Here is a 13,989-nt window from a genome sequence, read left to right on the forward strand (position 1 = left end):
CAGCAACACTGGCTACAAGCAAAGGCCTCGCCGGATTACGGCGAGGCCTTTTTTGTTGTTCACACAATCCTGGAGCAACCAGGAATGTGGGTTTGATGGAGGTTGATCATTCGAGTCAACACGTACCCAAAACCGGTGTTTCCATGCGCGTGATCAATACTCTGCACCCTGTGCGGGAGGGGTTCCGCTGTTGTCAGGATCAAGCCTGATGGCGATGCATTACAGATCGATCTGACTCCCCACACGGCACCTCTTCCCCAGCGGGGTTCGCTGGCCGAGGGACCAGGGGCAGTCTGGAGGGAGTCAGCAACTGAATGGAAGTCATCGGGCGCAGAGGGCGATAAACAGCCGGCGCGCCGGCGTCAGCTAGTCCTGAAGCGCAGGCGGTACGTCAAGGGGATGGGCAGCGACAGAGCCTGCCCAGGTGTCAACGAATCAAGAGAGATCAGGCAATGACTGCGTCAGCGGTCTCGGCGACTGGCTCGCTTGGTCGGGCCCGGTGCGTGCGATAACGGGGCAGGGCCATGGCGAGGAACAGCGCGGCAAGCACTACCATCGAGACCGACGCCGCCAACGCATAACGCAGCGCTTCACCCCCCAGGCTTGGCGTGAGGTAGTCGCTGAGCACGCCGATCAGCAGCGGGCCGATGCCGACGCCGAGCATGGTCATTGCCATGACGAAAATAGAAGTGGCCTGGCCCAGGTATTTAGGTTCAAACAAGTGGCTGATCGCTCCCAGGCACGGCGTTGCCCACCAGGTGCCGAAGAAACTGAACACGCTGTAGAAAAGGAACGCCGTGGGTACTTGGATGCCGCCGATATGGAAAGCAATGCCCGGTGGCCAGAGGAAGAAAGCCAGGCTGGAGGGTATGCAGATCAGGGTGGCCAACAAGGGTACGCCAACCTGCCAGGCGGGATTGCGCCGGGCCATGCGGTCGGTGAACACACCGCAAACCAGGGTGCCGACGGTGGCGCCGATGCCACCGGCTACGCCGACGAGTACCCCAGCTTCCTGCAGGCTCAAGCCGTGGGAGCGGATCAGGAAGCTGGGGCTCCAGGTGCCCATGGCGTAACCGGCGATGGCCCAGGCACCGCCGGTGAGCACCAGCCAAACGAAGGACGGCGTCTGTAACAGGTGGGCAAGTGTCTTGGCCCAGCCTTCCTGCGTGACCGGCCCTTGCGCCAACTGTGCGGACGCGGCGGCGGGTTTTTGTCCCGCGACCTTTGGCGCCTGGACGGTGAGCCAGAGCAGCAGGCCGAGAAAAATGCCAGGAGCGCCGAACAGCAAAAAGGCGAAACGCCAGCCGTAGTGTTGCGCCAGCCAACCACCCAAACCAAGCCCGAAGATTGCGCCAAGGGCGGAACCGATCATCAGTACCGACAGGGCCGTGGAGCGGCGCTCTGGCGGGTACAGTTCGGCGACCATGGCCACCGACGGCGCGGTGCCGCCCGCTTCACCGACGGCCACACCGACACGCGCCAGTAGCAGCGTGAGGAAACTGCTGGCCATGCCACAGGCCATGGTCATCACGCTCCACGCGATGCAACACGCGGCGATCACCGGTTTGCGGCCGATACGGTCGGAGAGGCGTCCCAGAGGGAATCCGAAGAGGCCGTAGAAGACCGCGAAGGTCACGCCGGAAAGCAAGCCGATACCCGTGTCGGAAATACTGAACTCAGCCTTCACCGGTTCGATCAGGATCGCCATCAACTGCCGGTCGATGTGGTTGAAGACGTAAATACAGGTCAGCACGAACAATGCGTAGTGCGCGCGCCAGGTGATGCGGATGGGTGGGTTCACAACGGGTACTCCGGTTCTTGTTTTAGTACGCGGGATCGTCCTCCTGGTAGAGAAGGTGGGGCGACGTCCGTTCAGACTACAGGCACTGGAGCGCCCAGCCTGGAACGGCAAGTTAACGGTGGCGTGCATGGTTGTTCTGCCGATTGGCCGTCCCGAATCCTTTTAGTCTTATCGGACGATGTTGTTCTGGCGGGCAGCGTTAATTATTCGCTGCGCACTCGACCAGGCGTCCAGCGCTGGCAGCAATGGCAGGTTTTCTACGGAGTCAGGAATGAACGGTTTCAATGAGCTGAGTCAACCCGCGTATCTCGACAACGGGACTGTGTCCCGCGAGCAGACCCAAGCCATGCTCGATCGCCGGGCAGTGGCCAGTGGACAGATCAAGCCGGCGGACCGCAACACCATCGCCGACCGCGTGGAAGAGCAGGCCAGGCGTTTCGCCGAGCGCCCGTTCATCATTTATGCCGGGCAGCGCCTGAGCTACGCAGAAGTGGATGCGCGCGCCAACCAGCTGGCGCACGTCTTCCACGCTCGCGGTTTGCGCCCGGGCGATGTCTGCGCCATCGCCATGGAGAACCGCCCGGAGTTTTTCTGCACTTGGTTTGGCTTGGCCAAACTGGGTGTAGTGGTGGCCTTTATCAATACCCAGGTGAGCGGTCGAGCGTTGCTGCACGCACTGGAGTCCACCGCAGCCAAGGCCATGGTGGTGGGGGAGGAGTGCCTCAGCAATCTGTTGACCACCGATGGCCTGCCGGACTTGCCCTGGTTGCTCATGCCGGACACCGAGAACCCCGCGAGCGAAGCATTGCGCGCCAGGGTCGATAGCGTATTCGCCGAGCAGGTGGCGGCTGCACCGCGCAGCGCGTTCCCTCGGGAGCTGCGCGCCGAGCTGCCGGCCGAGACGCCGTGTCTGCTGATTTTTACCTCGGGCACCACTGGTTTGCCCAAGGCGGCGGTCTATAGCCACATGCGCTGGATGTCTATCGGCGATGTGATGGAAGTCACCCTCGACGCCACGACCGAGGACGTTTTTTACTGCTGCTTGCCGCTCTACCACGGCGCGGCCGCCACGTCGGTGACCGCCACTGCGCTGCGCGTCGGGGCGAGTATTGTGATCCGCCGCAAGTTCAGTGTCCGCGAATTCTGGAACGACATCCGCCGCCACCGCATCAGCATTTTCCAGTACATCGGTGAAATCTGCCGCTACCTGCTCAATCAGCCCGTGGTCGATGGCGAGCGTGAACACAGTTTGCGTTGCTTGCTGGGCGCGGGCCTGACCCCGGAGACCTGGCAGCGCTGGGTGGAGCGTTTCGGTCCGATCCGGATTTTCGAGGGCTGGAGCGCTACCGAGGCCAACACCAGCATCATCAATCTGGATAACCGCCCAGGCGCCTGCGGCCGTGTGCCGTTCTGGGACAAGACCAACATGCGCCTGGTCCGTTACGACGTTGAAAGCGAGAGTCATCCGCGCGACGAGCAGGGTTTCTACCGTCTTTGCGAGGTCGGCGAAATCGGTGAGGGTATGGGCTTTATCATCGATCATCCGGATATCGGTGGCGGCCGCTTCGAGGGTTACACCTCGGCGCAGGCCACCGAAAGCAAGATTCGCCGCAATGTCTTCAGCCAGGGCGATGCGTACTGGAGTTCGGGAGACCTGCTGCGCTACGACGAGGACGGTTACTTCTACTTCGTCGATCGCATCGGCGATACCTTCCGCTGGAAGAGCGAGAACGTTTCCACCCAGGAAGTCGCCGATGCCCTGGGTGATCTCCCGGGACTGGAGCTGATCAATGTTTATGGCGTTCAAGTTCCTGAGCACGAAGGTCGCGCCGGAATGGCCGCGGTGCTGATGCAGGCGGGCGAGGATTTCGACCCCGAGGCATTCTACGCGCTGACTGAGGCGCGCCTGCCGCGCTATGCCGCACCGATCTTCGTGAGAGTGTCGGCCGCGGCCGACCTGACCAGTACCTTCAAACTGCGCAAGGTCGATTTGCAACGTCAGGGCTATGCACCGACGGCGTTTGCCGATCCGCTGTACATCCGTGATGAAAGCAGCCGCAGCTATCAGCCGTACTCGGCCGAGTTGCTGGCCCGTGTCGGTCTGAAGGCCTTCGCCCCTCTTGCCTGATGACCCGGCGGTTTGTACCCGTCCAACAGCCGCCGGCCAACCGAACCGATAACCCGCCAGCCTTTTCGAGGGTAGTCCCATCGGACGATGCCCGGCTTGCGGGCAGTTGCAAATAATCCCGGGCCAACTGCGCACCAAATCTGTACCTGGGTTATCTGCGAATCAACCGCAGGTCCATCAACAGCACAAGAATAAAAAGGATGGCAGCATGATCGATTTCAAAGGCAAGACGGTTCTCGTCACCGGTGGTGGCGTGGGTATAGGACGGGCGATAGTCGAGGCTTTCGGCCGCGCGGGTGCACGCCTGGTGGTGGCTGAAGTCGATGCCGAACGGGCCGCGCAGGTGCGCGATTGGCTGGAAGCCGCCGAGGTCGAGGCGCTGGTCGTGGAAGGCGATATCACTCGCAAGGAGCAGGTGGCGGCCTTGGCCGAACAGGTCGAGGCGCGCTTCGGCGGCCTCGACGTGCTGGTGAACAACGTCGGCGATTCGCTGATGATCTTCAAACCCTTCGACAGCTACACCGACGATGACATTGATCGCCTGTACGCTGTCAACCTGCAACATATCTTCCGGGTGACGCGCGCCATGTTGCCGTTGCTTCGCCGTCAGGGTGCCGGTGGCAGCATCATCAGTGTGTCGTCGATCGAAGGCTTCCGGGGCATCCCCAACTGCAGCGTCTACGCCGCCTTCAAATCTGCCATTGGCGGTTTCACCAAAAGCCTGGCGCTGGAACTGGGGCCGGTGGGCATTCGTGTCAACCAGATCGCCCCCGAATCCACCGAGACGCCGCAACTGCCGATTTCAGCGATGATTGGCGCCGAGCACCGAGAGCAAATCCCCCACTGGATTCCCCTCGGCCGCTTCGGCAAGGTCGAGGACATGGCCGGTGCAGCGCTGTTCCTCGCCAGCCCGTTGGCCGCCTGGATGACCGGCACCACCCTGCACGTGGATGGCGGGGCGCTGGCCGCCGCCGGCTGGTACCGCGATCCGCGAGGCACCTGGACCAACATGCCGGTGATGAGCGGCAACGGTTTCAACTTCTGAACACACCGCTTTGCGCGGGGTTGCTGCTCTCTGTGCCCGGGATTGTCTGGGCACGCCCACCGAATCTGCCCGAACCCGGGCTCAAGCAAGAGTGAATATCCGATGAAGATACTCGTGATTGGCGGGACCGGCCTGATCGGCGGTCATGCCGCTCTGTACCTCAAGACTAACGGCCACGACGTGACCATCGCCGGACGCAAACCAGCTGCCGCCGGCAGCGCCTTGGCCGAACTGAAGCAGCTGCAGGGCGATTACGTCGCCGGTACGTTTAGCCACGACGATCTGGCGTGCTTCGACACCCTGGTGTTTGCCGCCGGCAACGACATCCGTCACGTACCGCAGGATGGCGACATTGACGCACACTGGCAGCGAGCCAACGTCGAGGCCATTCCGCGCCTCTTCGAGCTGGCACGCAGCGCGGGCATCAAACAAGCAGTGCTGGTGGGCAGTTTCTACCCGCAGGTTGCGCCGGAACTGATCGACACCGCGCCTTACGTACGCTCGCGGCACCTGGCGGACGAGACCGTGCGCGCCCTGGCCACCGCCGATTTCAAGGTGTGCAGCATTAACGCACCCTTCGTGGTCGGCGCGGTGCCAGGGCTGAAGGTAGAAATGTTCGAAGCCTACACGCGCTATGCCGAAGGCCAGTTTGCGCCGATGCCATTCTTCGGCCCGGCCGGTGGCAGCAATTTCATTTCCACCCGCTCGTTGTCCCAGGCGATCCTCGGTGGGCTGCTGCGTGGCGAGTCGGGCAAGGCTTATTTGGTGGGGGATGAAAACCTCAGCTATGCGCAATACTTTCAGAGCTTCCTGCGCGCTGCCGGGAACGATGCAGAGGTGCCGGCGCTGGATCAGGAGCACCCGATGCTGCCGGATTCAGCGATTTACACCGGTCGCGGGAGCACCGTGAGTTACGAGCCCAACGCCACGGAAACGGCCTTGCTCGGTTATGTGCGTGGTGACATTCAGCGAGCGATTGGCGAGGTGGTCAGTCAGTACCGCGCATGAGTGACGCGGGTCGTTTTTCCGTGGCTCGCGCCTCGGGGGAAGCGGACGCTTGAAGCCAAGCTATGTGAAGCCCAGCAGGTTCAAGCCTGTTGGGCTTCATTGCGTCTACATCACCAAATGCCTGCTCAAGTCGCCCATCATTTCCAACTGCGAATAATCACGAAAGCTGAACCGCCAAACCCCGTCGACGCGCTCGAACTCATCGTGGTAACGCCCGGCAGCGACAGATTGCAGGGGCAAGTCGTCAGTCGCCTGCAGCACGGTGTAATAGGAACGAACCGTCGCGGTTCCCGAGGCTTCATCGATGTCGATGATGGGGTTGCTGATGATGTGTTTGGTACGGGGAGTGCCGCAGGAATAGAGCTTGACTCGCTGTTGCCAGATGCCCAGCAGGGCGGTGTGATCAAGGAAGTCACCCTGGCTTCGTACCTTGATGCGGGCATGACGAAACAGCTCGGCGGCCTCGACCAGTTGCCCGCGGTCCAGGCATTCGGCGTAACGATAGAGCAGGTTGCTGATCTGTACGGCGCTGGTACTCATGGTGACCCTCATTAAAAAGCCGCTGGAACCTGGCAGGTTTCCAGCGGCGCGGTGGTGTGGGGAAGGGTTCAGGCGCTGACGGTCTGGACCGGAACGAGGGGCGGGGCCGGGTTGTTCATTTGTTGGCGATAACGGGGCAGTGCCAAGGCCAGGAACACGCTGGCGAGCGCCAGCAGTGACACTGACGAAGCGAGGGCATAGCGCAGGGATTCATCGCCCAGGGTCGGTATGAAGAAGTCGCTGAGCATGCCCACCACCAGCGGTCCGATGCCGACGCCCAGCAGGGTCATGGACATAAGGAAAATCGCCGTGGCCTGGGCCCGTCGCGAGGACGGGAACAGATGGGTAATGGCGCCCAGGCATGGCGTTGCCCACCACACGCCAAAGAAGGCAAAAGCGCTGTAGAACAGGAACGCTTGCGGAACGGCAATGCTGCCGATATGGAACGCCGTGCCTTGGGGCCAGAGGAAATACGCCAGGGCGAAAGGAATGCTGATCAGCGTACCCAGCAACGGCACGCCGATTTGCCAGCCTGCGTCGCGCCGCGCCATGCGGTCGGTGAGCATGCCGCACACCAGGGTGCCGACGGTCGCACCGGTGCCACCCACCACGCCCACCAGGAACCCGGCCTCTTGCAGGTTGAGACCGTGGGAGCGGATCAGGAAACTCGGGCTCCAGGTGCCGATGGCATAGCCGGCAATCGCCGCCGCGCCGCCGGTCAGTACCAGCCACAGGAACGAGGGTGTGCGCAGCAGCTCGACCAGGGTCTTGAACCAGCCATCCTCTTGCGCCGGGACGCTACCCAGTGGCGCTTCGCGCTGGGGCGCCCGTACGGTCAGTAGCAGAAGCAGGCCAAGGAATATTCCGGGAGCACCGATCAGCAAGAAGGCATAGCGCCAACCGTGGTGCTGGGCAATCCAGCCGCCCAGGCCCAGACCGACAATCGCTCCCAGGCTGGAACCGAGCATCAGCACCGCGAGGGCCGTGGAGCGACGGTTGGCCGGGTACAAATCCGAGACCATTGCCACCGACGGCGCCGTGCCGCCAGCCTCGCCAACGGCTACGCCGATCCGCGCCAGCACCAGGCTCAGGAAACTGCCGGCCATACCGCAGAGCATGGTCATAAAGCTCCAGGCAATGCAGCTGAAGGCGATCACCGGCTTGCGCCCGATACGGTCCGACAGGCGGCCCATCGGGAAGCCGAACACGGTGTAGAAGACTGCGAAGGTCACGCCCGAGAGCAGGCCGATCTGGGTGTCGGAAATGCCGAATTCAAGCTTCACCGGCTCGATCAGAATCGCCATCAACTGGCGGTCGATATAGTTGAACACATAGATGCTGGCGAGCACGAAAAGCGCGTAATGCGTTCGCCATGTCACGGGGGGGGATTGGTTCACTGCGGGTGCTCCCGGTTTTGTTCTGGTTAGCCCGATGTTCGGTTCGCCTGGGGTTTTTATCATCGTCCGTACAGACCATTTTTTACGTCCCCGGACGAACTGCTGCACACGATACCGAACCTAGTCTTGTCGGACGATGTTTCGCTCGCGTTCAACGTCAATCATTCAGCCCATATTCGCTGGTATGTCAGCGCTTGCCCTCGCTGCGGCAAGCCCTGCGACAGCCTGGAAACAATAAGAAGCTGAGGAATTGAAATGAGCGTCTTGTTCGAGCCGGTCGCCCTGGGCGAGCTGCAACTGGCCAATCGCATTGTCATGGCCCCCATGACTCGCAGCCGCGCCCTTGCCGATGCGGTGCCCGGCAGCGCCATGGTCGAGTACTACCGCCAGCGTGCCAGTGCCGGGTTGATCGTGGCCGAGGGCAGCGCGCCCTCCGCCAGTGGCCTGGGCTATTGCCGCACCCCGGCCATCTACAGCAGCGAACAGATCGCCGGTTGGCAGCGGGTCACCGAGGCGGTGCATGCCGAGGGCGGGCGCATCGTTCTGCAGCTGATGCACGTCGGCCGCGCGGCCAGCCAGCACAACAAGCCGGCGGGGGCAGCCACGGTAGCACCTTCGGCGCTGCGTGCGCGAACCCAGGTGTTCAGCGATGCCGTGGGCCTGGTGGACACCGACGAGCCACAGGCGCTGACCTTGCAAGGCATTCGCGAGGTCATCGAAGACTATCGCCAGGCCGCGTTGAATGCGCGCCAGGCCGGCTTCGATGGTGTCGAGCTGCACTGCACCAGCGGTTATCTGCCGATGCAATTCATGGCCTCGGGCAGCAATCAGCGCAGCGATGCCTACGGCGGTGATGTGGCGGGGCGGGTGCGTTTTGCCAAGGAAGTGATCGAGGCCATGGCCAATGCGATTGGCGCTGGCCGCGTCGGCTTTCGCCTGTGCCCCGGCAACCCCTACAACGACATTGACGACCGCGACCCGGCTGCCACGGCTGCGGCCTTGTGTGACGCCGTGGCGCCGTTGTCCCTGGCCTACCTGCACATCATGCGCTCGCCGCTGGATGACCTCGATGCCTTCGCCCTGGCGCGTCGGCACAGTCCCCATGCCTTGATTCTCAACGATGGTTTCGACGGCCCTTCGGCCAGTGCCGCTCTCGCGTCGGGCGAGGGGGCTGCTGTGTCGTTTGGTCGTCACTTTATTGCCAACCCCGATCTGGTGGAGCGCTTGAAGCGTGGCCTGCCACTGAGCCGCTTCGACCGCAAGACCCTCTACACGCCGGGCTCGGCCGGCTACTCGGATTACCCCGCCTATCAAGTAATCGCCCAAGAGGTGGCGCAATGAATCTGAACGACTTGACCGGCATCCTGCCGACCCGCCCGGTGCCACGGGAGCAGACTCAGATGCTCCTCGATCAACGCTCGGCCGCTGCCGGGCTGATCAAGCCGGGCGACCTCTATACCCTGGCCGACCGCCTGGAGCACCAGGCACGTGAGCAGGGCGAACGGCCGTTCCTGATCTACGGCGAGCAGGTCCTGAGTTACTTCGAGGTCGACGCGCGGGCCAATCAGATGGCCCATACCTTTTATGCCAATGGTCTGCGCGCTGGCGATGTCTGCGCCCTGGCCATGGAAAATCGCCCGGCGTTCTTCTGCACCTGGTTCGGTCTGGTCAAGCTCGGGGTGGTGGTGGCCTTCATCAACACCCAGGTCAGCGGCCGACCGTTGCTGCATGCGTTGCAAACCACCGATGCCAAGGCGTTGGTCATCGGCGAAGAATGCCTGGCCAATGTACAGGCCACCGAAGACTTTCCGCAGCTGCCGTGCTGGCTGATACGTGACCCGGAAAATCCCTGGACCGGCGCGCTGCCCAAAGGCATCGACGGGCATTTCGATGCGCGCCTGGAGAAAGCCCCGCGCACACCGTTCCCACGTGATATCCGCTCGCATATTGATGCGCAGACCCCAACCCTGCTGATCTTTACCTCGGGCACCACCGGTTTGCCCAAAGCGGCGCGCTACAGCCACATGCGCTGGATGTCCTCCGGCGATGTGATGGAAGCCACCCTGCAAGCCACTTGCGAAGATGTGTTCTATTGCTGCCTGCCGCTGTACCACGGCGCGGCCGCCACGTCAGTGACCTCTACCGCGCTGCGCGCCGGGGCGGCCATCGTGGTGCGCCGCAAGTTCAGCGTGCGCGAGTTCTGGAACGACGTGGCGCGTCACCAGATCAGCATCTTCCAGTACATCGGCGAGATCTGCCGCTACCTGCTCAACCAACCGGTACAGGCGCGCGACCGTGAGCACAGCTTGCGCTGCATGCTCGGTGCCGGACTGTCGCCGGACACCTGGCAGCGCTGGCTGGAACGCTTCGGTCCGATCCAGGTGTTCGAGGGTTGGGGGGCCACCGAGGCCAATGCCGCGGTGATCAACGTCGACAACTATTTCGGCTCCTGCGGCCGCGTGCCGGACTGGAACAAAACCAACCTGCGGCTGGTGCGTTACGACATCGAGAACGACTGCCATCCTCGTGACGAAAACGGGTTCTATCAAGTTTGCAAAGTGGGCGAGATCGGCGAGGCGATGGGCTTCATTGTCGATCACCCGGAGATTGGCGGCGGGCGCTTCGAGGGCTACACCAGTGCCTCGGCCACCGAGAGCAAGATTCGTCGCAACGTGCTGCGCGAGGGCGACGCCTGGTGGAGTTCTGGCGATTTGCTGCGCGAGGACGCCGACGGTTACTGCTACTTCGTCGACCGCATCGGCGACACCTATCGCTGGAAGAGCGAGAACGTTTCGACCCAGGAAGTGGCGGACGCCTTGAGCGAGCTGCCGGGCCTGGAGCTGATCAATGTCTATGGCGTTCAGGTACCAGGGCATGAAGGTCGCGCCGGCATGGCTGCGGTGCTGATGCAGCCGGACCAGGCTTTCGACCCTGATGCTCTGTACGCCCTGACCGACGCACGCCTGCCGCGCTATGCGGCCCCGGTGTTTGTACGCGTCACCCGGTCGGCAGACCTGACGGCCAGCTTCAAGTTGCGCAAGGTCGATCTGCAGCGCCAGGGCTACTGCCCGACACGTTGCAGCGATCCTCTGTTTATTCGCGACGAGCAAGCCCGCACCTATGTCCCTTATTCGGTAGAGGCCCTGACGCGGGCAGGCCTGACGCCTTTTGCGGTGGCCAGCCATGACTGATCTCGACGAGAACGGTCACGAACTGCGCGGCGGTCTGCGGTATCCGTGGCCACAGGCGCCCGATTCCGGACAGGTGCGCGAGGTGGCGCCGGGGGTGTGGTGGCTGCGTATGCCGCTGCCGTTTCGCCTGGACCACATCAACCTCTATTTGCTGCGCCACACCGATGGCTGGGTGGTGGTGGACACCGGCATGAACACCGAGCAGACCCGCGAAGTCTGGGACCGGGTGCTGAGTGAAGTGTGTGCTGGCCTGCCACTGCTGGCGGTGGTCTGCACCCACTTTCACTCCGACCATGCCGGAGTGGCCGCGTGGCTTTCGGAGCGTTTTCACTGCCCGGTGTACATGACCGCCAGCGAGTTCCAGTCGCTGCACGTCAGGTTCCCCGCCGGTCAACCACCGGGCTGGGACTTCCTCGACTTCTACCGCAAGGCCGGCGTGGCTGACGAGCAAAGCACCGAAATGTTCTCGGTGATGAGCAACGCGCATTTCCTGCCGGCGCCGCTGAACCATTACCGCCGTTTGCGCGAGGGCAGTTTCCTGAATATCGGTGGCCGCACCTGGCAGGTGGTCATCGGGCGCGGCCACTCGCCGGAACATGCGTGTCTGTATGCCGCCGATGATGGCTTGCTGATCTCCGGCGATCAGGTGTTGCCGCGCATCACCTCCACCGTCGGCGTGCATGCCACGGAGCCGTTGGCCAACCCGCTGCGCGACTGGCTCGATTCCATCGAGCATTTGCGCAGCTTGCCCGACAGCGTGCTGGTGCTGCCGGCGCACGAGCGGCCGTTCTTCAATTTGCATCAGCGCCTGGATCAACTGGAGGCGCATCACCGGGCGCATCTGGCGCTGCTGCTGGCCAACTGTGACGAGCCGCGTACTGCCCTCGAACTGATGGCCGTTTTGTTTCCCAAGCTGTCGGGACGTTTCGACGAACTGATGGCGCTGGGCGAAACGTTGGCCCATGCCAACTACCTGGTGGCCGAAGGGTCGCTTGCGCGGGAAGAGGACCGGGGGCGCTATCGCTACCGGCGTGCTGTAAGGGGAGCGTGCGCGGTTACACCGCTCAGCGTGTTTTGAGCGGACGGCACGGCAGCAGTGTTGAACATTCCAGGCAGCCAACCGGTTGCCATTGAGGAGAGTCAGTGTGATCAACAAAAACAAAAATAACTCTACGGTCATGGTTTCGAGCGCATTTCAGGTCAGCAGCCTGGCGGCGGCGATTGCGCTGGTGTCCACGCCGGTATGGGCCGGAGATACGATCGAGTTCGACAACGGTTTGACCATGGACTGGTCGGTGACCACCAGCTACGGCATTGGTGTGCGCACCGGCAGTCAGAGCGATCGCTTGCTGACGGTCAACGCCGACGATGCCAACCGTAACTTCGATAGTGGCAGCCTGACCACCAACCGTGTGGGCGCGCTGGGCGAAGTGATCCTGCGCAAGGACAACTACGGCGCCGTGGTTCGCGGCAGTACCTTCTACGACGACGTCTACCACAGCGGGAACGATAACGATTCGCCCGCCACCGTGAACAAAACCGGCAGCAATGACGAGTTCACCAGTGACACCCGTTACTACAGTGGCGGTCGTAGCAAACTGCTGGATGCCTATGTGTTCAGCGGCTGGCGCTTCGACAACGACACCATGCTCGACGTCAAGGCCGGGCGGCACATCGAATCCTGGGGCGAGAGTTTGTTCTACCCGGGTGTGAACGGCGTACAAAACCCTTCCGACGCGGTAAAAGCGTCCCAGCCAGGTGTTGAAGTCAAGGAAATACTGTTGCCGGTGGGTCAGTTCTCCGGTTCATACCGCATCAATCCGAGCTTGAGCTTCGGTGCGTACGTGCAATACGAATGGAAGGGCACCGAACTACCGCCGGTGGGCAGCTACCTGTCTGGCAGCGATGTGGTGGGGCCTGGCCGTGAGTTCCTTTACGCCAACGGTCAAAGGGTCGCCTATCGCGGGACCGACGAGCCGCGTGATAGTGGCCAGTGGGGCGTGCAAGTGCGCTATCGCCCGGTACCGGCGATCGAGATGTCGCTGTTCCACGTCAACTACCACGACAAGAATCCGGCCAGCGCGTTGGTGGGGTACGACCCGTTAGCGCTGGGTGGCGGTCTGTTTGCCATGACTGGCCCTAATGGCTATCGGATCAAGTACTTCGAAGACATCAAGCTGACCGGTATCAGCGCCACGACCAAGCTCGGTGACGTTCAGGTAGGCGGCGAATGGTCGTACCGCGACGGTGCTCCAGTGATGGTCAATACCGGCCTCGGCGCAACGCCAGCCAAGGGCAAGGGCCAGCAAATGCAGTTGTCGGCGATGCGTATCCTGGGCAACCGTCCCTGGGCCAGCCAGACCACACTGACCGCCGAAGTCATCCGCGTGGAGGTTGACAGCGTCGAATCCACTTCGGCCGCGCCCAACCTGCAAGGCCTTAACCTAGTGCCCGCCGTGGCCGCTTTAGTGGCACCTTCTGATGACTATACCTACAACACCAGAGGTGGACGGCGCACCAAGTCTGCCAGTGCCTACACCGTGGGCGCATCGTTCAGTTATCCGGGAGTTTTCCAAGGCTGGGATCTGGAAGTGCCCTTCAGTTTCTCCAACGTCTTCAGCGGCGCGACGCCCATGGCCGGCAGCATCTCCGGCATGCAAGGTGACCGACGCCTGAGTATGGGCACCACTTTCAAGTACCTCGGCAATCTGGAAGTCGGCTTGAGGTACATCAGCTACCTGGGTGACGCGGACGCGATCAATCGTCCGTTCGCCGACCGCGACTACGCCACGTTCTCGATGAAATACACCTTCTGATCGACCACTCAAGGACCGGGTCGCTTTCACGTGCCCGGACCTTCAACACAACCTGGAAATCGC

The 13,989-nt window shown here is 62.4% G+C and carries 10 protein-coding genes and 1 pseudogene; 8 read left to right on the forward strand and 3 right to left on the reverse strand.

The features are described from left to right. Positions 1-143 precede the first annotated feature (143 nt). Positions 144-267: pseudogene (locus tag AC3IUA_RS08870) on the forward strand (ISL3 family transposase); the annotation flags it as partial. Positions 268-445: 178 nt separating this feature from the next. Here the strand turns inward: AC3IUA_RS08870 and AC3IUA_RS08875 are convergent. Continuing rightward, positions 446-1,801 (reverse strand): spinster family MFS transporter, encoded by a 1,356-nt coding sequence (locus AC3IUA_RS08875; protein WP_489360100.1) that lies wholly within the window; start codon positions 1,799-1,801, stop codon positions 446-448. Between the two features lie 271 nt (positions 1,802-2,072). Between AC3IUA_RS08875 and AC3IUA_RS08880 the strand changes: the two genes are divergently transcribed. The 3 genes from AC3IUA_RS08880 to AC3IUA_RS08890 all read left to right on the forward strand — a co-directional run bounded on the left by AC3IUA_RS08880 (position 2,073) and on the right by AC3IUA_RS08890 (position 5,982). Continuing rightward, complete coding sequence (locus AC3IUA_RS08880) at positions 2,073-3,929, forward strand: long-chain-acyl-CoA synthetase (protein ID WP_489360102.1); 1,857 nt, start codon at positions 2,073-2,075, stop codon at positions 3,927-3,929. A gap of 208 nt (positions 3,930-4,137) precedes the next feature. Beyond that, the gene (locus AC3IUA_RS08885; RefSeq protein ID WP_489360104.1) at positions 4,138-4,974 is read left to right on the forward strand and encodes an SDR family NAD(P)-dependent oxidoreductase; all 837 of its coding nucleotides are present in this window, start codon (positions 4,138-4,140) and stop codon (positions 4,972-4,974) included. Between the two features lie 102 nt (positions 4,975-5,076). Further along, on the forward strand, positions 5,077-5,982 hold the full coding sequence (locus AC3IUA_RS08890; RefSeq protein ID WP_489360105.1) for an NAD-dependent epimerase/dehydratase family protein: 906 nt from the start codon (positions 5,077-5,079) through the stop codon (positions 5,980-5,982). Positions 5,983-6,087: 105 nt separating this feature from the next. Here AC3IUA_RS08890 and AC3IUA_RS08895 read toward each other — a convergent pair whose 3' ends face one another. Next, positions 6,088-6,522, reverse strand: coding sequence for a nuclear transport factor 2 family protein (locus AC3IUA_RS08895; RefSeq protein WP_489360107.1), 435 nt, complete (start codon positions 6,520-6,522; stop codon positions 6,088-6,090). Positions 6,523-6,590: 68 nt separating this feature from the next. Then, a complete protein-coding gene (locus AC3IUA_RS08900; RefSeq protein WP_489360108.1) occupies positions 6,591-7,919 on the reverse strand; it encodes a spinster family MFS transporter in 1,329 nt (442 codons plus the stop codon). Between the two features lie 255 nt (positions 7,920-8,174). On the opposite strand from AC3IUA_RS08900, the gene AC3IUA_RS08905 reads away from it, so the two are divergent. From AC3IUA_RS08905 to AC3IUA_RS08920, 4 genes are all read left to right on the forward strand, one after another. Then, the gene (locus AC3IUA_RS08905) at positions 8,175-9,260 is read left to right on the forward strand and encodes an alkene reductase (RefSeq protein WP_489360110.1); all 1,086 of its coding nucleotides are present in this window, start codon (positions 8,175-8,177) and stop codon (positions 9,258-9,260) included. Beyond that, positions 9,257-11,110, forward strand: coding sequence for a long-chain-acyl-CoA synthetase (locus tag AC3IUA_RS08910; RefSeq protein WP_489360112.1), 1,854 nt, complete (start codon positions 9,257-9,259; stop codon positions 11,108-11,110). Before AC3IUA_RS08905 ends, AC3IUA_RS08910 begins: the two co-directional genes overlap by 4 nt. Then, positions 11,103-12,188 carry an MBL fold metallo-hydrolase gene (locus AC3IUA_RS08915; protein ID WP_489360113.1) on the forward strand — a complete coding sequence of 362 codons (1,086 nt, stop codon included), beginning with the start codon at positions 11,103-11,105 and terminating at the stop codon, positions 12,186-12,188. The genes AC3IUA_RS08910 and AC3IUA_RS08915 overlap by 8 nt, the downstream gene beginning before the upstream one ends. Positions 12,189-12,255: 67 nt before the next feature. Continuing rightward, positions 12,256-13,926 (forward strand): DUF1302 domain-containing protein, encoded by a 1,671-nt coding sequence (locus AC3IUA_RS08920; protein WP_489360115.1) that lies wholly within the window; start codon positions 12,256-12,258, stop codon positions 13,924-13,926. Positions 13,927-13,989 lie beyond the last annotated feature (63 nt).

It is taken from the genome of Pseudomonas sp. KH_050 (assembly GCF_057838875.1).

What these genes read in the sequence shown, in the direction of transcription:
- AC3IUA_RS08880 (WP_489360102.1), top strand. Translation starts at nt 2,073, where the DNA reads ATGAACGGTTTCAATGAGCTGAGTCAACCCGCGTATCTCGACAACGGG.
- AC3IUA_RS08885 (WP_489360104.1), top strand. Translation starts at nt 4,138, where the DNA reads ATGATCGATTTCAAAGGCAAGACGGTTCTCGTCACCGGTGGTGGCGTG.
- AC3IUA_RS08915 (WP_489360113.1), top strand. Translation starts at nt 11,103, where the DNA reads ATGACTGATCTCGACGAGAACGGTCACGAACTGCGCGGCGGTCTGCGG.
- AC3IUA_RS08895 (WP_489360107.1), bottom strand. Translation starts at nt 6,522, where the DNA reads ATGAGTACCAGCGCCGTACAGATCAGCAACCTGCTCTATCGTTACGCC.
- AC3IUA_RS08910 (WP_489360112.1), top strand. Translation starts at nt 9,257, where the DNA reads ATGAATCTGAACGACTTGACCGGCATCCTGCCGACCCGCCCGGTGCCA.
- AC3IUA_RS08890 (WP_489360105.1), top strand. Translation starts at nt 5,077, where the DNA reads ATGAAGATACTCGTGATTGGCGGGACCGGCCTGATCGGCGGTCATGCC.
- AC3IUA_RS08905 (WP_489360110.1), top strand. Translation starts at nt 8,175, where the DNA reads ATGAGCGTCTTGTTCGAGCCGGTCGCCCTGGGCGAGCTGCAACTGGCC.